The sequence below is a fragment of the Streptomyces sp. NPDC002845 genome (genome assembly GCF_053591955.1).
Genome location: NZ_JBSFUU010000005.1, coordinates 142,105 through 160,989 on the forward strand (window position 1 = coordinate 142,105; position 18,885 = coordinate 160,989).

The 18,885-nt window shown below is 71.3% G+C and carries 18 protein-coding genes; 9 read left to right on the top strand and 9 right to left on the bottom strand.

Features of this window, described 5'->3' with window-relative positions; all coding sequences use genetic code 11:
• Positions 1-35: 35 nt before the first annotated feature.
• Positions 36-332, bottom strand: coding sequence for a hypothetical protein (locus ACWD3C_RS05305; RefSeq protein ID WP_451140257.1), 297 nt, complete (start codon positions 330-332; stop codon positions 36-38).
• Positions 333-578: 246 nt separating this feature from the next.
• Here ACWD3C_RS05305 and ACWD3C_RS05310 point away from each other — a divergent pair, with 246 nt between their 5' ends.
• Positions 579-1,337, top strand: a complete 759-nt coding sequence (locus tag ACWD3C_RS05310) for an alpha/beta fold hydrolase (protein ID WP_451140259.1) — start codon at positions 579-581, stop codon at positions 1,335-1,337.
• Positions 1,338-1,341: 4 nt separating this feature from the next.
• On the opposite strand, the gene ACWD3C_RS05315 is transcribed toward ACWD3C_RS05310, so the two are convergent.
• Positions 1,342-1,941, bottom strand: coding sequence for a class I SAM-dependent methyltransferase (locus ACWD3C_RS05315; RefSeq protein WP_451140261.1), 600 nt, complete (start codon positions 1,939-1,941; stop codon positions 1,342-1,344).
• A 152-nt stretch (positions 1,942-2,093) separates the two neighbouring features.
• Between ACWD3C_RS05315 and ACWD3C_RS05320 the strand changes: the two genes are divergently transcribed.
• From ACWD3C_RS05320 to ACWD3C_RS05340, 5 genes are all read left to right on the top strand, one after another.
• Positions 2,094-2,870: an MHYT domain-containing protein gene (locus ACWD3C_RS05320; RefSeq protein ID WP_451140263.1), complete on the top strand. Its 777-nt coding sequence runs from the start codon at positions 2,094-2,096 to the stop codon at positions 2,868-2,870.
• Between the two features lie 56 nt (positions 2,871-2,926).
• The gene (locus ACWD3C_RS05325; protein WP_451140265.1) at positions 2,927-5,467 is read left to right on the top strand and encodes a sensor histidine kinase; all 2,541 of its coding nucleotides are present in this window, start codon (positions 2,927-2,929) and stop codon (positions 5,465-5,467) included.
• Positions 5,464-5,901 carry a roadblock/LC7 domain-containing protein gene (locus ACWD3C_RS05330; RefSeq protein WP_451140267.1) on the top strand — a complete coding sequence of 146 codons (438 nt, stop codon included), beginning with the start codon at positions 5,464-5,466 and terminating at the stop codon, positions 5,899-5,901. Before ACWD3C_RS05325 ends, ACWD3C_RS05330 begins: the two co-directional genes overlap by 4 nt.
• A 19-nt stretch (positions 5,902-5,920) precedes the next feature.
• Positions 5,921-6,337: a DUF742 domain-containing protein gene (locus tag ACWD3C_RS05335; RefSeq protein WP_451140269.1), complete on the top strand. Its 417-nt coding sequence runs from the start codon at positions 5,921-5,923 to the stop codon at positions 6,335-6,337.
• 225 nt (positions 6,338-6,562) lie between these two features.
• A complete protein-coding gene (locus ACWD3C_RS05340; protein WP_451140271.1) occupies positions 6,563-7,168 on the top strand; it encodes a GTP-binding protein in 606 nt (201 codons plus the stop codon).
• Positions 7,169-7,179: 11 nt separating this feature from the next.
• On the opposite strand, the gene ACWD3C_RS05345 is transcribed toward ACWD3C_RS05340, so the two are convergent.
• Positions 7,180-7,608 (bottom strand): PPOX class F420-dependent oxidoreductase, encoded by a 429-nt coding sequence (locus tag ACWD3C_RS05345; protein WP_451140273.1) that lies wholly within the window; start codon positions 7,606-7,608, stop codon positions 7,180-7,182.
• A 92-nt stretch (positions 7,609-7,700) separates the two neighbouring features.
• Here ACWD3C_RS05345 and ACWD3C_RS05350 point away from each other — a divergent pair, with 92 nt between their 5' ends.
• Positions 7,701-8,114 carry a roadblock/LC7 domain-containing protein gene (locus ACWD3C_RS05350; RefSeq protein WP_451140275.1) on the top strand — a complete coding sequence of 138 codons (414 nt, stop codon included), beginning with the start codon at positions 7,701-7,703 and terminating at the stop codon, positions 8,112-8,114.
• A 129-nt stretch (positions 8,115-8,243) separates the two neighbouring features.
• Positions 8,244-9,260: a DUF6397 family protein gene (locus ACWD3C_RS05355; protein ID WP_451140277.1), complete on the top strand. Its 1,017-nt coding sequence runs from the start codon at positions 8,244-8,246 to the stop codon at positions 9,258-9,260.
• Between the two features lie 31 nt (positions 9,261-9,291).
• Here the strand turns inward: ACWD3C_RS05355 and ACWD3C_RS05360 are convergent, their stop codons facing one another.
• Positions 9,292-10,167: an acyl-CoA thioesterase gene (locus ACWD3C_RS05360; protein WP_451140279.1), complete on the bottom strand. Its 876-nt coding sequence runs from the start codon at positions 10,165-10,167 to the stop codon at positions 9,292-9,294.
• 19 nt (positions 10,168-10,186) lie between these two features.
• Positions 10,187-12,700: a DEAD/DEAH box helicase gene (locus tag ACWD3C_RS05365; protein ID WP_451140281.1), complete on the bottom strand. Its 2,514-nt coding sequence runs from the start codon at positions 12,698-12,700 to the stop codon at positions 10,187-10,189.
• Positions 12,701-12,845: 145 nt separating this feature from the next.
• Between ACWD3C_RS05365 and ACWD3C_RS05370 the strand changes: the two genes are divergently transcribed.
• The gene (locus ACWD3C_RS05370) at positions 12,846-13,640 is read left to right on the top strand and encodes a metal-dependent hydrolase (protein ID WP_451140283.1); all 795 of its coding nucleotides are present in this window, start codon (positions 12,846-12,848) and stop codon (positions 13,638-13,640) included.
• A gap of 59 nt (positions 13,641-13,699) precedes the next feature.
• Here the strand turns inward: ACWD3C_RS05370 and ACWD3C_RS05375 are convergent, their stop codons facing one another.
• The 4 genes from ACWD3C_RS05375 to ACWD3C_RS05390 all read right to left on the bottom strand — a co-directional run bounded on the left by ACWD3C_RS05375 (position 13,700) and on the right by ACWD3C_RS05390 (position 18,869).
• On the bottom strand, positions 13,700-13,975 hold the full coding sequence (locus ACWD3C_RS05375; RefSeq protein ID WP_451140285.1) for a type B 50S ribosomal protein L31: 276 nt from the start codon (positions 13,973-13,975) through the stop codon (positions 13,700-13,702).
• 76 nt (positions 13,976-14,051) lie between these two features.
• Entirely contained in the window at positions 14,052-14,522 is a 471-nt protein-coding gene (locus tag ACWD3C_RS05380; protein WP_451140287.1) for a DUF5709 domain-containing protein, read from the bottom strand.
• Between the two features lie 634 nt (positions 14,523-15,156).
• Entirely contained in the window at positions 15,157-16,938 is a 1,782-nt protein-coding gene (locus ACWD3C_RS05385; protein ID WP_451140289.1) for an ABC transporter ATP-binding protein, read from the bottom strand.
• Positions 16,935-18,869 carry an ABC transporter transmembrane domain-containing protein gene (locus tag ACWD3C_RS05390; protein WP_451140291.1) on the bottom strand — a complete coding sequence of 645 codons (1,935 nt, stop codon included), beginning with the start codon at positions 18,867-18,869 and terminating at the stop codon, positions 16,935-16,937. The genes ACWD3C_RS05385 and ACWD3C_RS05390 overlap by 4 nt, the downstream gene beginning before the upstream one ends.
• Positions 18,870-18,885: the final 16 nt, after the last annotated feature.

The window sequence follows — 18,885 nt, forward strand, 5'->3', positions numbered from 1 at the left end:
AAAGGGGACGAATCGGCCGTATGTGTGCCCCGCGCTCAGGCCGCGGGCAGGCCGAGGAGCGACCGTGCCACCGTCTGCGGCGACTCGTCGCGCTCGCGGGCGAGAGCGATGACGGCCCGGCACGCCAGTTCGCTCACCCCGAAGGACAGCGCCTCGGGCGACACCCACGTCGTGGCCTCGTCGATCTGGTCCTGGTCGTCCTCGGCGCACGCCGAGACATAGGCCGCGGCGGCCTCGAACAGGTTGTGCGCGCGCTTCTTCTCGCTCTTGTTCGTGTCCGCGCGCAAGGAGTTGAGGAGTCTCTTGAAAAACTTGCGAAGCCTGCCGAACATGTTGGGCTACCTTCCCCCTGCGTCGGTTTCACCGATCGTTCCGTGCTCCCACTCAACGTAGAGACGGAGCTTCAACGGCAGAAGAGGGCCATGTGGTGAAGCGCTTCGAGCGGTCAAGCCGGTCCCTTGCCCCATGAATCGATCGTGTCGCGCGGTCAGGCCGGTCGGGCGAGCCCGCCGGCTCCGGCCGCCTGGCAGCGGGATCGGGATAGCGTGCCCTCTGCGACAGATTGAGGGGAAGGCGCGATGAAACAGGCCGAGTTCGACGGCAAGGGCAGCCACATCCGCTGGACGGAGACACCGGGCGCGGAACCCGCGCGGGTGTATCTGCACGGCCTGGGCGCGACCTCGGCGGTGTACCACGCCCACATCGCGGCCCGTCCCGAACTGACCGGCCGACGCAGCCTGTTCGTCGACCTCCCAGGGCACGGCATCAGCGACCGCCCCGCGGAATTCGGCTACACCCTCGAAGACCACGCGGACGCGCTCGCCGTCGTCCTGGACGAGGCCGGGGTCACCGGAGTGGAACTCGTGGCGCACAGCATGGGCGGCGCCGTCGTCATCGTGCTCGCCCACCGCCGGCCCGACCTGGTCTCCCGGCTGGTCCTCACCGAGGCCAATCTCGACCCGAGCCCTCCGGCCACCGCCGGCAGTAGCAGAATCGCCTTCTACGAAGAGGACGACTACGTCGAAAACGGTGGCCACGCGCGCGTGCTGGACAAGATCGGCCCCACCTGGGCGGCGACCATGCGACTCGCCGACCCGCGCGCCCTGCATCGCTCGGCGACGGGCCTCGTGCGCGGAACGACCCCCACCATGCGCCACTTGCTCAAGGACTCCACGGCCGACCGTGTCTACCTCCAGGGCGAGCTGAGCGGCGAACTCCCCGGCAGGGAAGGCCTGGAGGCCGCGGGCGTGCGCGTGGTGACCGTGCCCGGCGCGGGTCACAACGTCATGTTCGACAACCCCGACGCCTTCGTGGCCGTGGTCGCCGGGCAGGCCTGACGGGTCAGCCCTCGCGCACGGCCAGCGCGAGGAAACGGGCGTCCTCGTCGACGTACGACGTCATGCGCCAGCCGGAACCGGCGAGCAGCGGGCGGAGATTGGGCTCGGCGCGCAGGTCGGCCGGGGTGATCTGCCGCCCCTGGCGGGCCGCGAGCGCCACCCTGCCGATCGGGTGGAAGAGCGCCAGCGTGCCGCCGGGGCGGACCACGCGCGCCAACTCCCGCAGATTCTCCGCCGGATTGGGGAGGTGCGCGATGAGCCCGGCCGCGAACACCGCGTCGAGCGACTCCGAGCGCAGGGGCAGCACGGCCACGTCGGCGAGCAGCAACCGCCCGTCGTGGTCCCGTCCGGCCCGTACGGCGGCCTCCAGCATCGCCGGGGTGAGGTCGGCCCCGAGGACCGTCCCGGAGGGCCCCACGGCGGCCCGCAGCGGCGGCAGGGCGCGTCCGGTCCCGCAGCCCGCGTCGAGCACGCGGTCACCCGCGCGCAGCCCGAGCTCGGCGACCGCGGCCGCGTAGGCGGGGCCGTCGTCGGGGAACCTCGTGTCCCAGTCGGCCGCGCGGGCTCCGAAGAACTCCTGGACATGCGTGTGGTCCTCGCTCATGTTCCGCATGATCCCTCACCGGCACGGGGGACGGCACTGTGCGCACGTTCGAGCGGGACGCGATCGTTCAGCCGCATATATGCAACACATTCCGTCACCTTTCGAAATGCGCCCCCTTCATGCGCTCCTGTCCGGACTAGCGTCCCGGGGCCATGGGACACCTGGACCACGCCGCCTTCGGCTGGCTGACCCCCGTACTGTCGTACGCGATGGCCTGCATCGGCGCCGCCCTCGGGCTGCGCTGCACGGTCCGCGCGCTCGGCACCACCGGAAGGCCGCGCCGCAACTGGCTGCTCACCGCGGCCTCCGCGATCGGCACCGGCATCTCGACGATGCACTTCGTGGCGATGCTCGGCTTCAGCGTCAGCGGCACCGAGATCCGCTACGACGTGCCGCTGACCATCCTCAGCCTCCTCGTCGCCATGATCGTCGTCTGCGCGGGCGTCTTCGCCGTCGGCTACGGCCGCGACCGTGGCCGGGCGCTCTTCCTCGGCGGGCTCACCACCGGGCTGGGCGTCGCCAGCATGCACTACCTGGGCATGACCGCGGTGCGACTGCACGGCGACATCAGCTACGACCCGGCACTCGTCGCGCTCTCCGTGGCGATCGCCGTGGCCGCGGCGACGGCGGCCCTGTGGGCGGCGCTCAACATCAAGTCGCCCATCGCCGTCACCGTGGCCTCCCTGGTCATGGGAGGAGCCGTGAGCAGCATGCACTACACCGGGATGCTCGCGGTGAGTGCGGAGGTCACTCCTTCCGGGGAGGTCCTGCCCGGGGCCACGGCGATGCAGTTCATCTTCCCCCTCGCCGTCGGTCTCGGGTCCTATCTCTTCCTCACCTCGGCGTTCGTCGCGCTGTCGCCGACAGCCGGGGAACACCAGGCATCCGCGTCGGCCCAGCGGCCGGTCGAGAGCGTCGCCCACCGGTGACCCCGACCCACGGCAGCCCGGGCGACGCGCCCCGAACCACTCCGATCGAGGAGGCCATGCGTACACCCCGTAGGACCCCGACAACCGGCACCGAGCCGCCGCCCCAGCCCCCGGTGCGCGGCCGCCGCGCCCACGCGGGCCCGCCGGCCGACGAACGCCCCGAGGACGACGAGGCCGTCGCCGGGGCAGCGGGCGAGGCACCCACGCGCGCGGAACGCTGGAGCATCCGTCCCCGCACGGTCCGGGCCAAGATCGTCTGCCTGCTGATGGTGCCCGTCGTCTCCCTGCTCGCCCTGTGGGCGTACGCCACCGTCACCACGGCCCAGGATGTCGCCAGGCTCCGGCAACTGCAGCGCGTCGACGCCTCCGTGCGTACCCCGGTCGCCGACGCCGTCGCCGCGCTGCAGGCCGAGCGCGAGGCCGCCGTGCGGTACGCCACCGAGCCCGCCTCCGAGCGGGCGAGCGGCCTGAAGGAGCTGGCGGAGCGCACCGACCGGGCTGTGGCGAAGCTGCGCCTCGGCGACGAGCACACCGTCGCCGACGGCACCGATCTGCCCTCCGGGGTGTCGCAGCGCCTCGACACCTTCGTCACCGGGGCCGAGCGGCTGAGCTCGCTGCGGGCCTCGGTGCTCGACCGCCGTACCGGATGGGCCGAGACGTACGAGCGGTACACCAGGACCATCTCCGCGGCCTTCGGAGTGGGCGGCGCGCTCACCGGCATCCAGGACGCGGAACTGGGCTCCGACGCGCGCGTACTGCTCGAATTCTCCCGCGCGGGCGAGGCATTGGCCCGGGAGGACGCGGTGCTGGCCGGTGCCCGCCTCGCCGGAAGCCTCGACGGCGAGCGGCTGCGACGGTTCACCGGAGCCGTCGACACCCGCCGCACCTTCACCGAATCCGCCGTCGCGGACCTGCGCGGACCCGAACGAGCCGCCTGGACCGACCTCGCGGAAGGCAGCGCGTACGCAGAAGTACAGGCCGTCGAGAACAAGGTGCTTGCCGGTCATCCCGGCACCAAGGCGCTCGCGGCCGCCCCCGAAGCCACATGGAACAGGGCACACGCGCGCGTGCAGGACGACATGCGGGCCATCGAGGCCGGTGCGGGACGCGGAGTGGCCGACCGGGCCGATCCGTTCACCCGCGGTCTGCTCACCCCGGCCGGTGCCGCCGTCCTCCTCGGTCTCGCCGCCGTCGCCGCCTCGCTCGTCATCTCCGTACGCATCGGCCGCGGTCTGGTCGTCGAACTGGTCAGCCTGCGCAACAGCGCCCTGGAGATCGCCCGCCGCAAACTCCCGCACGCCATGCGGAAGCTGCGCGCGGGGGAGGAGATCGACGTCAACGCCGAGGCCCCACCCGGACCGCCCGCCGAGGACGAGGCCGGTCAGGTCGCCGAGGCACTGGGCACCGTCCACCGCGCCGCGCTGCGCGCCGCCGTCGAACGCGCGGAGCTGGCCAGCGGCATCTCCGGAGTCTTCGTCAACCTCGCCCGCCGCAGCCAGGTCCTCGTACACCGCCAGCTGAGCCTCCTGGACGGCATGGAGCGCAGGTCCGAGGACCCGAACGAACTCAGCGACCTCTTCCGGCTCGACCACCTCACCACCAGGATGCGACGCCACGCGGAGAGCCTGATCATCCTCTCCGGAGCGGCACCCGGCCGCGCCTGGCGCATGCCGGTCTCGCTGACGAACGTGGTCCGCGCGGCCGTCTCCGAAGTCGAGGACTACGCGCGCGTGGAGGTACGCCAGCTCCCCGAAGCCCAGATCGTCGGGGCCGTCGTAGCCGACCTCACCCACCTGCTCGCGGAGGTCGTGGAGAACGCCGCCCAGTTCTCGCCGCCCCACACGCGCGTGCGGATCACGGGCGAACCGGTCGGCAACGGTTACGCCATCGAGGTCGAGGACCGGGGGCTCGGCATGGGCAAGGAGACCCTCGCCGAGGCCAACCGCCGCATCGAGCAGTCCGAGGCCCTCGACCTGTTCGACAGCGACCGGCTCGGCCTGTTCGTGGTCAGCAGGCTCGCATCCCGCCACGGCATCAAGGTCCATCTGCGGACCTCGCCCTACGGCGGCACCACCGCGGTTGTCCTGCTGCCCACCGCCTTGTTGCACAGCGGCGCGGCGGGTCGATCACCCCGCGCGGCCGTGGACACCGGACAGGCTCAGGAACGCGCGTACGCGCGCGTGCCCGCGCCCCGACAGGAGCCGCCCGTCGAGCAGCCGGCCGAGCGGCCCGCGCTGGTGGCCCCCGTGCCGCCGGCCCCGGAGGAGGCCCCGTCGGACGGTACGCACACCGCCACACCGCCAGGAGTCACCACCTTGCGCCTGCACCGCCCCACGGACGACTCCGAAGGCTCCGACGACCTCCCGCGCCGCATACGTCAGGCACATCTCGTGCCCCAACTGCGCGAGCAGCGCACCGAAGAACCGGCACAGGAGCAGGACACGCGGGGCGCCGACGAGCGCACCCCCGAACTCGTACGGGACCGCATGGCGGCCTACCGCGACGGCTGGGCACGCGGCGGCGGCAGGGCACCCGGTCACGGCACCACATCCGACCCGGTGGCGGGCGGCGACAGCAGCGAAGGAGACCCCAGATGATCCAGGACCCCAGCATGAGGGCCGCCCAGAGGTCCGGCGAACTCGACTGGCTGCTGGACGACTTGGTGCTGCGCGTGACCGAGGTACGGCACGCCGTGGTGCTGTCGAACGACGGACTCGCGGTGGGTGCCTCCACCGACCTCGAGCGGGAGGACGCCGAGCACCTCGCGGCGGTCGCCTCCGGCTTCCACAGCCTGGCCAAGGGCGCCGGCCGTCACTTCGGCGCCGGCGGCGTACGCCAGACGATGGTGGAGATGGACGACGGCTTCCTGTTCGTGGCGGCCGCCGGCGACGGCTCATGCCTGGCCCTCCTCACCGCCGTCACGGCCGACATCGGCCTGGTGGCGTACGAGATGGCGCGGTTGGTGAAACGTGTCGGCGAGCACCTGTACACCCCGCCGCGTGCCGCGGCGCGGCCACCCGCCGCCCGATGACCCAGGACGGTCCGCGCTCATGACCGAGGACAGGACAGGCGCTCCGCAGGAGCCGCCGGGCAACCAGTGGTACGACAACGAGGCCGGACCCCTCGTCCGCCCGTACGCGATGACGGGCGGTCGCACCAAACCCGGTCCCACCGGGGTCCGTTTCGATCTGATCGCACTGGTCTCCCTCGACACGCGCGCGCCCGATGCCGGCGACGAGACCTCGCTCGGCCCGGAACACCGGGCCCTGATCGAACTCTGCCGCGTAGAAACGCAGTCGGTCGCCGAACTCTCCGCCGGAGCCGACCTGCCCGTCGGCGTCGTCCGAGTGCTCCTCGGCGACCTGCTGGAACTGGGCCGCGTCACCGTCAGCCGCCCGGTCCCGCCCGCGCAACTGCCCGACGAGCGAATCCTGCGCGAGGTGATCGAGGGACTGAGGGCACTGTAGAGCAGGCAGATGGAAGCAACTGGAAGCAGTTGGAAGTAGCTGGAAACAGATGGGCCCGTCTCGTACCGATGTGCGCACCGATCCGGGCATCGAACGCACGCGACTCGGTCACAGCGGTGAAATAGCGGTCCAACACTCCGAAGAAAACCGGCAGTTGACATGATGCTGACTTCGCATGCACGCACTGACACCGAGTCGTGCCGGCACTCCCGAGAGAAGTGATCGATGGTCTCCGAGCACTCCGACACCACCGGCGGGGACACGACCGCCCTGGCGTTGAAGATCCTGGTCGCCGGCGGTTTCGGCGTGGGCAAGACGACCCTGGTGGGCGCGGTCAGTGAGATCAGGCCGCTGCGCACCGAGGAACTGCTGAGCGAGGTGGGCCAGTCGGTGGACGACACCGACGGCGTGGACCAGAAGGTCACGACGACCGTGGCCATGGACTTCGGCCGCATCACGATCAGGTCCGGCCTCTCCCTCTACCTCTTCGGCACCCCGGGCCAGGACCGGTTCTGGTTCCTGTGGGACGAACTGGCGCAGGGCGCCCTCGGCGCGGTCGTCCTCGCCGACACCCGACGGCTGGAGGACTGCTTCCCGGCGGTCGACTACTTCGAGCACCGGCACATCCCGTTCGTGGTGGCCGTCAACTGCTTCCCGGGCGCCCGCACCTACGGCGCCCACGATGTCTCACGCGCCCTCGATCTCGACCGGGGCACACCCGTGGTCCTCTGCGACGCCCGTGACCGCGACTCCGGGAAGGAAGTGCTGATCAGGCTCGTCGAGTACGCCGGGCGGATGCACACCGCCCGGCTGCTCGACTCCGTCGGCTGATTCCCGACGACTCAGTCCGCCACCGCGGAGTACGCCAGAACCTTGTCGACCCGCACGCGGACGAGCAGTTCGCCCGGAACACCGTTGCGCCTGCCGAACTCCTCACCCCGGTCCTCGCCCATGTAGCGCGCGCCGATCAGCGTGGCCCAGTGCCTCACCTCGTCGAGGTCCTCGGACAGCTCGGCCCGCCCTTCCAGCACGACGAAGTCGTACGGCGGCCGGTCGTCGTCCACACACAGGGCGACACGTCCGTCCCTGGCCAGATTCCGTCCCTTGACGGTTTCCTTGCCGGTGTTGAAGACCACATCGTCGCCGTCCAGCAGAAACCAGATGGGCGCGATGTGCGGGCGCCCGTCGGCGCGAACGGTTGAAAGTTTGCCGGTGCGAGTCCCGTACGAGACGAAGGCCCGCCATTCCTCATCGGTCATCTTCTGTGCCATGTTCCCATCCTGCTTGCTCCGGCGGCGGCCGTGGGGAAGGCTGAAACGTCGGATCCCCCGGCCAGGGGGAGCGACTACACGGGGAGCAGACAATGGCGCGGAACATGGGGCTTGCCTGGCTGCTGGACGACGTGACCGAGCGTGTCGACCATGTACGGCACGCCCTGCTGCTGTCCAACGACGGTCTGGTGACGGGCGCGAGCACGGGACTTCGACGTGAGGACGCCGAGCATCTCGCCGCCGTCTCGTCCGGGCTGCACAGCCTCGCCAAGGGTTCCGGCCGCCACTTCGGTGCCGGGCAGGTCCGCCAGACGATGGTCGAGTTCGACGACGCCGTGCTCTTCGTGACCGCGGCGGGCGCGGGCAGTTGCCTCTGTGTGCTCAGCGGGGCCCAGGCCGACATCGGTCACGTCGCGTACGAGATGACCCTGCTGGTGAACCGCGTCGGCGAACACCTCGACGTCGATGCCCGAGAGCCTGAACACGTGCCCACGGCGGACCTCTGACCTGCTCATACGTCCACGGCGGCGAGGTTATCCACAGGCTCGCCGCGATGTCCGACGCAGCGGCTACGGTTTTTTCTCGAAGCGAGCGCGAACCAGCGCGAGCACGTCATCGCACGGGGGAGAACGACCATGTCGGGCCACACCATCACGCAGTCCACCACAACCCTCACGCCCACCTCGGCTTCGGCCACCGCCGGGACCGACCGCCCCTCACTCGCACAGAGCCGCGCAGCGCGGGAACTGGGGCTCAAACGCGGAGAGTTCGACCTCGCCGTACAGCTGGGATGCGTCCGGACCATCGCCGACGACGGCGAAGGCGGCCGTCGCGTCACTCGCGAGGAGATCGGCCGGGTGCGCTCCGAGAGCGGCTTCCCCGAAGCGCTGAGGGAGCGCGTCAGGACCGTGGGTACGACGGAGGGCGCGGCTCTCATCGACGTGACGGGAGCGAGGTTCACCCGTCTCGCCCGCCTCGGCCTCGTGGTGCCGGCCAAGTGGTACCTCAACCGCTACCGGGCGGTCGTCTGGCTGTATCTGGCCGACGAACTACGGCAGTTCGCGGCCGACGAGAAGAACACCCCGCTGCTGCGCGGCCGCGTACCGGAGGCCCTGCGCCGCCAACTGGACGCGGGGCTCGACCTGCGGCCCCGCAACTGGCGGGGACGCCACCTCGGATTCCTGCTGCGGCAGGCGGAGGATCCGTGGGTGCGGGCCGCCGCCGTGGCGTCCCTGCTCGACCCGGTCCAGGTGGCGGAGATCGTCCGGGACCCCTACGAGCGCGCCTACCTGAACCGCTTCCGGCCCGAGCGGCCCGCTCACGGTGCCCCTGAGTCACCCGCCGCCCAGATCGCCGCCAGGATCACGACGGCGGACGATCCCGACGAGATCGGCTGGCTGCGGGCCGACTTGAGGCAGACGGTCGCCGACGCGCGCGGGCATCGGGCCGCGCCACGGCCGGAGCAGGAGCCATCGGTGCCGGGGTCAGGACTTGCCACGGTAGGGAAACCGCAGCCGCCGCCGACGCCCACGGGCCGACCGGAGCGGACGGCAAGCGACAGCGGTGCGCACCCCGGCCACCTGCCGTCGCCGGGCCAGGAGCCGGAGAAACCACGCGGTCTGCTCGGTTGGCTGCGCCGCAGAAAGCCCTGACCGGCGCGCGGTCTGTGCCCACCTCGACGGGTCAGGCGCCGAGCTTGCGGAACAGGCCCTCCTGGACGACCGAGACGAGCAGGCGTCCCTCCAGGTCGTAGATGCGCCCGCGGGCCAGCCCGCGTCCACCCACGGCGATGGGGGATTCCTGGTCGTACAGGAACCACTCGTCCGCGCGGAACGGCCGGTGGAACCACATGGCGTGGTCCAGCGACGCCATGTCGAAGCTCCGTGGGCCCCAGAGGGGTTCGACCGGGATGCGGACCGCGTCCAGCAGGGTCATGTCGCTGGCGTACGTCAGGGCGCAGGTGTGCACGAGCGGGTCGTCGCCGAGGGGGCCGACGGCCCGCATCCACACCGCGCTGCGCGGCTCGGCGTTCTCGATCTCCTCGGGGGTCCAGCGCAGCCGGTCCACGTAGCGGATGTCGAAGGGCTGACGCCGTGCCATGCGCTCCAACTGCTCGGGGAGCGCGCCCAGATGCTCCCTGATCTCCTGCGACACCGTCGGCAGGGACTCGGGGTCCGGCACCTTGCGGGCCGGCGGCAGCTGGTGTTCAAAGCTCCCTTCCTCAGGCTTGTGAAAGGAGGCGGTCAGATTGAAGATCGTGCGACCCTGCTGCACGGCGGTGACGCGACGCGTGGTGAACGACCGCCCGTCCCGGACCCGTTCGACCTGGTACACGATCGGCACCCCCGGACGGCCCGGGCGCAGGAAGTACGCGTGCAGCGAGTGCACCGGCCGCTCGCCGTCCGTCGTGCGCCCGGCGGCGACCAGGGCCTGGCCCGCGACCTGGCCGCCGAAAACCCGCTGCAGGGATTCCTGCGGGCTGCGGCCGCGGAAGATGTTCACCTCGATCTGCTCCAGGTCGAGCAGGTCGACGAGTCTCTCGGCGGGGTTGGTCGTCATGTGCTGGCCTCTCCTGTACTCACAGCTGGCCGACGTCGGTGACCCTGACGACGGCGCGGCCCTCGGCGTCGGAGGCCGCGAGGTCGATCTCCGCGCTGACGCCCCAGTCATGGTCGCCGTTGGGGTCGGCGAAGGTCTGCCGGACGCGCCACAGACCGTTCTGCGGCTCCTCCTCGATCATCAGCAGCCGGGGGCCGCGGGCGTCGGGCCCGGTGCCGAGCTCGTCGTACTCGTCCCAGTACTTGTCCATCGCCTCGCCCCACCGCTCGGCGTCCCAGCCGGACTCGGCGTCCAGCTCGCCGAGTTCGTCGATCTGGTCGAGAGCGGCGAGCTCGACGCGGCGGAACATGGCGTTACGGACGAGGACGCGGAAGGCGCGCGCGTTCGAGGTGACCGGCCTGACCTGGTCGGCCTTCTCCTGGGCCTCCTCGGCGGTCATCTCCTCCGGATTGGCGAGTTGCTCCCACTCGTCGAGGAGGCTGGAGTCGACCTGGCGCACCATCTCGCCGAGCCAGGCGATCAGGTCCTCCAGATCGTCGGACTTGAGGTCGTCGGGGACGGTGTGGTCGAGCGTCTTGAACGCGCCGGCGAGGTACCGCAGCACGATGCCCTCGGTGCGGGCCAGCTCGTAGAAGGAGACGAACTCCGTGAAGGACAGCGCCCGTTCGTACATGTCACGGATCACGGACTTCGGGGACAGCGGATGGTCGCCGACCCACGGATGGCTCTTGCGGTACATGTCGTACGCGTGGAAGAGCAGTTCTTCCAACGGCTTGGGGTACGAGATGTCCTGGAGCCGGTCCATGCGCTCCTCGTACTCGACTCCGTCCGCCTTCATCGCGGCGACGGCCTCGCCACGCGCCTTGTTCTGCTGGGCGGCGAGGATCTGCCGCGGGTCGTCCAGCGTGGACTCGACGACGGACACCATGTCCAGGGCGTACGAGGGGGATTCGGGGTCCAGGAGCTCGAACGAGGCGAGCGCGAACGTCGACAGCGGCTGGTTGAGCGCGAAATCCTGCTGGAGGTCGACCGTCAGGCGGACGATACGCCCCTCGGCGTCCGGTTCATCGAGCTTCTCGACGATGCCGCCGTCGAGGAGCGAACGGTAGATGGCGATCGCCCGGCGGATGTGCCGCAACTGCTGCTTGCGCGGCTCGTGATTGTCCTCCAGCAGGCCACGCATCGCCGCGAAGGCGTTGCCGGGGCGGGCGATCACCGAAAGGAGCATCGCGTGCGTGACCCGGAAGCGGGACGTGAGCGGCTCCGGGTCGGAGGCGATGAGCTTCTCGAAGGTGTTCTCCGTCCAGCCCACAAAGCCCTCGGGCGCCTTCTTGCGAACCACCTTGCGACGCTTCTTCGGATCGTCGCCGGCCTTGGCGAGCGCCTTCTCGTTCTCGATGACGTGCTCGGGCGCCTGCGCCACCACGAAGCCCGCCGTGTCGAAGCCCGCGCGCCCGGCGCGGCCCGCGATCTGGTGGAACTCCCGTGCGCGCAGCGTCCGCACCCGGTTGCCGTCGTACTTCGTCAGCGCGGTGAACAGCACCGTACGAATGGGGACGTTGACGCCGACACCGAGCGTGTCCGTGCCGCAGATGACCTTCAGCAGACCGGCCTGGGCCAGCTTCTCCACCAGGCGCCGGTACTTGGGCAGCATGCCGGCGTGGTGGACACCGATGCCGTGCCGCACGTAACGGGAGAGGTTGCGGCCGAACTTGGTGGTGAAGCGGAAGTTGCCGATCAGCTCGGCGATCCGGTCCTTCTCCTCCCGCGAGCACATGTTGATGCTCATCAGCGCCTGGGCCCGCTCCACGGCCTGCGCCTGGGTGAAGTGCACGATGTAGACGGGCGCCTGCTTGGTCTGCAGCAGCTCGGTGAGTGTCTCCGTCAGAGGCGTCAGCCGGTACTCGTACGACAGTGGCACCGGGCGGGTCGCCGAGCGGACCACCGCCGTGGGGCGGCCGGTGCGCCGGGTGAGGTCCTTCTCGAACATCGAGACATCGCCGAGCGTCGCCGACATCAGGATGAACTGCGCCTGCGGCAGCTCCAGGATCGGGATCTGCCAGGCCCAGCCGCGGTCCGCCTCCGCGTAGAAGTGGAACTCGTCCATCACGACCTGGCCGACATCGGCGTCCTTGCCGTCGCGCAGCGCGATGGACGCCAGGACCTCGGCGGTGCAGCAGATGACGGGGGCGTCGGCGTTCACGGACGCGTCGCCCGTCAGCATGCCGACGTTCTCGGTGCCGAAGATCTTGCACAGCTCGAAGAACTTCTCCGAGACGAGCGCCTTGATCGGGGCCGTGTAGAAGGTGACCTCGTCCCGGGCGAGCGCCGCGAAGTGCGCACCCGCGGCGATCATGCTCTTGCCCGAGCCGGTCGGCGTCGACACGATCACGTTCGCGCCGGAGACCACCTCGATCAGCGCCTCCTCCTGGTGTGGATAGAGGGTGAGACCGCGTTCCTCGGCCCACGACTCGAAGGCTTCGTAGAGGGCGTCGGGGTCGGCGGTCCGCGGCAGCTGATCGATGAGGGTCACACCCCCATCTTGCCTGCCGACCCACGCGATGGGGGAATCGGATGCCGACCGGAAGATCACGAACGTTACGCTGTGGCGCCGATGGAGCGTCAGCGCACCTCGGCAACTGGACAGCGGCACAAGCGGAATGGGGCGGGACACGGCCATGATGGGACCAGCACACTCACTGTCGGGGGCCGCGGCCTGGCTCGGCGTCGGAGCGGCCGCCGCCGCGGCCGGGCACACGATGCCCTGGCCCGTTCTGCTGGTCGGCGCGCTGATCTGCGCGGGCGCCGCCCTCGCCCCGGACCTGGATCACAAGGCGGCCACCATCTCGCGGGCCTTCGGGCCCCTGTCGCGCTGGCTGTGCGAGATCGTCGACAAGCTCTCGTACGCCGTCTACAAGGCGACGAAGAAGCAGGGCGACCCACGCCGCTCCGGAGGCCACCGCACGCTCACGCACACCTGGCTGTGGGCGGTGCTGATCGGAGGCGGGGCCTCTGTCCTGGCGATCACGGGCGGACGCTGGGCCGTGCTGGCCATCCTGTTCGCGCACATGGTGCTGGCCATCGAAGGCCTGCTGTGGCGGGCGACCCGCGGTTCCAGCAGCGATGTCCTGGTCTGGCTGCTGGCCGCGACCAGTGCCTGGATCCTCGCGGGAGTGCTGGACAAGCCGGGCAACGGAGCCGACTGGCTGTTCACCTCGCCGGGCCAGGAGTACCTGTGGCTGGGGCTGCCGATCATCCTCGGGGCGCTGGTGCACGACATCGGGGACGCGTTGACCGTCTCCGGCTGCCCGATCCTGTGGCCGATCCCGGTGGGTCGCAAGCGCTGGTATCCGATAGGCCCGCCGAAGGCGATGCGGTTCCGCGCGGGCAGCTGGGTCGAGCTGAAGGTGCTGATGCCGGCGTTCATGGTGCTCGGGGGAGTGGGCGGCGCGGCGGCGCTGAACTTCATCTGACAGGCGGGAGAGCGTTCGGTGGCGTGGCCCGGCCGGCGGGGTGCCCGGCTGCGCGTCCCTCAGACCGCGTCGCCCCCGCCCGAGACCTGGCCCTCGCCGCCGTACCGCCGTTCGAAGCGGGCGACGCGTCCTTCCGAGTCCACGGTACGTGCCCTGCCGATGTGGAAGGGGTGGCTCTCCGAGGAGATCTCCACGTCCACGACCGGGTATGTCTCGCCGTCGTCCCACTCGATGGTCCGGTCGCCGGCGGCGGTGGACCGGGTGAGGAAGGCGTATCCGGCGGTGCGGTCGCGGAAGACGACGGGGCGGTAGTCGGGGTGCTTGTCCTGCTGCATGGGCGCTCCTTCGGGGCGGTGGGTGCGCCGGAGGCCGGGCAGGCCTGTCGAGAGGGCTTGTGGGCGGAGGGCTCCGTCAGCCGGACAGGGCGTCCTCGTCGACGATGTGCATCGCTGCCTCCTCGGCCGAGGAGGCAGCCCCGTCGATGCCGACGTCGGTTGCGATCAGCCCGCTCTCCTCGTCCTCGTGCGCACCCTCGTCGGGGGCGACGAGCCGACCGGAGCGGGCTGCACCCACCTCGTTGTCCAGGGGTTCGCCGTCGGTGTCCTGACAGTCACCGATGCCGTCGCCGCCCGGGGGCGCGATGTCCGGGAGTTCTTCGGCGAGGCGCTGCTCCAGGGTCTCGCCCCTCAGGCGCTCCTCGGCGGTCACTCCGGTGTGTTCCACCGCCCATGGCCGCTCCGGCGGTGACCAGCCCCGGTCGAGGGGGTCGGTCACGCCGTCGGCGACCAGGGTGTCCTCGGCGTCCAGCAGCCCTGCGTCGTCCTGTACCTCGGATCCGTCGGGCTGGTAGACGTCGTCTCCCCATCCGTCGGCTCTGTTCACGGCTACCTCCAGATGGTGGGACGGGCCCGCCGTCACTGTGTCGACGGCGGCGGGCACGTGGGCCGCTGGGCGACGGCCCGAACCTCGCGAGCCGGGGGGCTCACGGGGGTCCCCCGAAACTTTGCCACCACCAGCCTTCCACTCGCTTTCGGCACCGCGCAACGCCAGAGCACCGGGGGTGGGCGTCGCCGGGGCCCGTGTCCCGGGCCATCGCGGGCTTTCGCCTCACCACGACCTGCGCGTCCTTGCGTGGCCCGTGGCCGGGGCAGGGCAGGGATGGGCACGTAGGGGGTCTCTCGGCAGGGGTGGGGTCTCTCGGCCGGAGGCGGCTTGGCTTCCGGCCGAGGGTGGCTTGTGCTTTATGGCCCAGGGTGGCCTGCGGGTGCTTCTGCACCAGGGCGGCTTGTGGCTTCGCACCAGGGCGTCCTGGGGCTTCCGACCCGGGGATTCGGGACCCGGGGATCCAGGACCCGGGTCTACCCGTGTCACCCGGCCCGAAGCAGCGCGCGCCCGCTCCCGGTGGCCACCCCGAGCCCCGCTCACCGGGCGACCCGACCCCGACCCGGCCGTGCCGCGCCCGCGGCAGACCCCGAGTCGGGCCACCCGCCCGGCCCCTCCGCTCACCCGTGTCACCTCACCCGTGCCAAGACCTCCACAGCGCCGCGTATGCCCCGTCCGCCGAGACCAGGTCGTCGTGGCTGCCGAGTTCGGTGATCTGCCCGTTCTCGACGACGGCGATGACGTCGGCGTCGTGGGCGGTGTGCAGCCGGTGGGCGATGGCGACGACGGTGCGGCCGTCGAGGACGCGGGCCAGGGAGCGTTCGAGGTGGCGGGCCGCGCGCGGGTCGAGGAGCGAGGTCGCCTCGTCCAGGACCAGCGTGTGCGGGTCGGCCAGCACCAGCCGGGCCAGGGCGATCTGCTGGGCCTGGGCCGGGGTGAGCGCGAGCCCGCCCGAGCCGACCTCGGCGTCCAGCCCGTCGTCCAGGGCCCGCGCCCAGCCGTCGGCGTCGACCGCGCCCAGCGCCGCCCACAGCTCGGCGTCCTCGGCACCGGTACGGGCGAGGAGCAGGTTGTCGCGCAGGGAGCCCACGAAGACGTGGTGTTCCTGGTTGACGAGCGCCACGTGGGAGCGGACGTCCTCGGCCGGCATACGGGACAGCTCCGCGCCACCCAGGGTGATCCGGCCGTCGCGGGGCGCGTAGATCCCGGCGAGCAGCCTGCCCAGCGTGGACTTGCCCGCGCCGGAAGGACCGACCAGGGCGAGCCGCGTGCCGGGTGCGACCTCCAGCGACACCTTGCGCAGCACGTCGACCCCGGCCCGGTACCCGAAGTGCACCCTGTCGGCGTGCACGTCACGCCCGTCGGGGGCCACGGAGACGTCCCCCGCGTCCGGCTCGATGTCCCGCACGCCCACGAGCCGGGCCAGCGACACCTGGGCGACCTGGAGCTCGTCGTACCAGCGCAGGATGAGGCCCACCGGGTCGACGAGCATCTGCGCGATGAGCGCGCCCGTCGTCAGCTGGCCGACCCCGATCCACCCCTCCAGGACGAACACCCCGCCGATCATCAGGACCGAGCAGAGGACCGTGACATGCGTGAGGCTGACGACCGGGAAGAGCACCGACCGCAGCCAGAGCGTGTACCGTTCCCAGGCGGTCCACTCCTGGACACGACGGTCCGACTGCGCGATCCGGCGCTCGCCCAGGCGGTGGGCCTCGACAGTACGCCCGGCGTCCACGGTCTCCGCGAGGACGGCGGCGACGGCGGCGTACCCGGCGGCCTCCGAGCGATAGGCGGACGGTGCGCGCCGGAAGTACCAGCGGCAGCCGACCACCAGCAGCGGCACGGCCACCAGCACGGCGAGCGCCAGCGGCGGCGCGGTCACGGCGAGACCGCCGAGCAGCAGCCCCGCCCACACCACCCCGATCGCCAGCTGCGGCACGGCCTCCCGCATCGCGTTGGCGAGCCGGTCGATGTCCGTGGTGATCCGGGACAGCAGGTCACCCGTGCCGGCCCGCTCCAGCACGCCCGGTGGCAGCCCCACCGACCGTACGAGGAAGTCCTCCCGCAGGTCGGCCAGCATCCGCTCGCCGAGCATGGCACCGCGCAGCCGTACCTCCCGTACGAACGCGGCCTGGACGACGAGGGCGACGACGAACAGCGAGGCCGTGAGCCCGAGATGGAGTTCACGAGCGCCGTCCGACACACGCTCGACGAGTCCGCCCAGCAGGTAGGGGCCCGCCATGGAGGCGACGACGGCGATCGTGTTGACGGTGATGAGCAGGGCGAAGGCCCGGCGGTGCCGGCGCAACAGCTCGGTCACATACGCGCGTACGGTCGCCGGGGCGCCGACGGGCAGGGTGTTCGCCGTCGTTGGCGCGGCCGGGTCGTACGCCGGTGGTGCCACGCCGATCATGCGGTCTCCTCGATCTCTTCCAGTTCCTTGAGCACGCCGTCGAGGGCGGACTGCTGTTCGGTCTTTTCTTCGGTCTTTTCTTCGGTCTCGTCTTCAGTCTCGCGCGTGACCACGGCCCGGTACCGCGGCTCTTTGCGCACCAGTTCGCGGTGCACGCCGACCGCCACGACCTCGCCCTCGTGCACCAGCACGACCCGGTCCGCGAGGTCCAGGAGCAGCGGTGAGGAGGTGAACACGACCGTCGTACGGCCCGACCGCAGCCCCCGCACACCGTTCGCGATGCGCGCCTCGGTGTGGGAGTCGACGGCGGACGTCGGCTCATCCAGGACGAGCACCTCCGGGTCCGTGATCAGGGACCGGGCCAGCGCGAGCCGCTGGCGCTGCCCGCCGGACAGGGACCGGCCGCGCTCGGTGATCCGCGCGTCCATCGGGTCCTCGGCGTCCAGCGACCCCTGGGCGAGCGCGTCCAGCACATCACCGCACTGCGCGGCGGCCAGCGCCTCCTCGGCGCTCACCTCGCCCGAAGCGGGGACGTCGAACAGTTCCCGCAGGGTGCCGGACAGCAGCACCGGGTCCTTGTCCTGGACCAGGACGGCCGTACGCGCACTGGAGAGCGGCAGCTCGTCGAGCGGTACGCCGCCCAGGAGCACCGAGACTCCCTCCTCGGAAGGGTGGCCGCCCAGCCGTTCCGCCAGCCGCCCCGCCGCGTCCGGGTCGCCGCACACCACTGCGGTGAGACGTCCGGAGGGCGCGAGCAGCCCGGTCGCCGGGTCGTACAGGTCGCCGGACGGTACGGCGGCCTCGCGTGATCCCTCGCTGTCCGTGGCCCGTTCCAGGGAAAGTACCCGGGCGGCCCGCCGGGCGGACGGACGCGAGAAGGAGTACGCCATGGCGATCTCCTCGAAGTGCCGCAGCGGATAGGTCAGCAGCATGACCGCGCTGTACACGGTCACCAGCTCACCGACTGTGATCCGGCCCTCGCGGGCCAGGCCCACGCCGTGCCACACGACCGCGATCATCAGCAGCCCCGGCAGCAGCACCTGGATCGCGGAGATCAGGGCCCACATCCGGGCGCTGCGCACGGCCGCGTGGCGGACCTCCTGGGAGGCCCGGCGGTAGCGGTCCAGGAACAGCTCCTCGCCGCCGATGCCGCGCAGCACGCGCAGGCCCGCGACCGTGTCCGAGGCGAGTTCGGTGGCGCGGCCCGCCTTCTCGCGCTGGAAGTCGGCACGCCGGGTGGCCCGGGGCAGCAGCGGCAGCACGGCGAGGGCGAGGACGGGTACGCCCACGGCGACGATGACGCCGAGCGCAGGCTGGTAGACGACCAGGCCGACGCAGACGATCACCACGGTGACCGCGGCCGCGGTGAACCGTGACACGGCCTCCACGAACCAGCCGATCTTCTCCACGTCGCCGGTGGACACCATTACAACAGCTGCCGTGTTCATGCGCGTCTCGGCGGCGTCCCCGGAGTCGGGTCGCTTTCCCTTGCCCTTGACGGGCTTATCAGGTTGCTCATCCTCCCCCGTGGAGACGGCGACGACCTCCCCGGCCGCCACCCGCCGCGTCAGCGCCGAGCCCAACTGCGCCGTCTTGCGGGCCAGCAGCTGCTGGACGCGCGCGGCCGCGGTGATCCAGTTGGTGACCGCCGACCGGTGCAGGAAGGTGTCGCCCAGCGCGACCCCGGCGCCGCACAGCGCCAGCAGACCGCCCGCGAGGGCGAGCCGTGCACCGGAGCGGTCGACGACGGCCTGCACGGCGAAGCCCACCCCGAACGGCAGCCCGGAGACGGCCACGAAGTGCAACAGGCCCCAGGCGAGGGCCTTGAGCTGCCCGCCTAGCTGATTCCGGCCGAGCCACCACAGGAATCGGGGTCCCGAGCGTGCGTCCGGTACGCCCGGGTCGGGATACGGAAGGTCTTGAATCTGCATGACGTGTGAGGTCCCA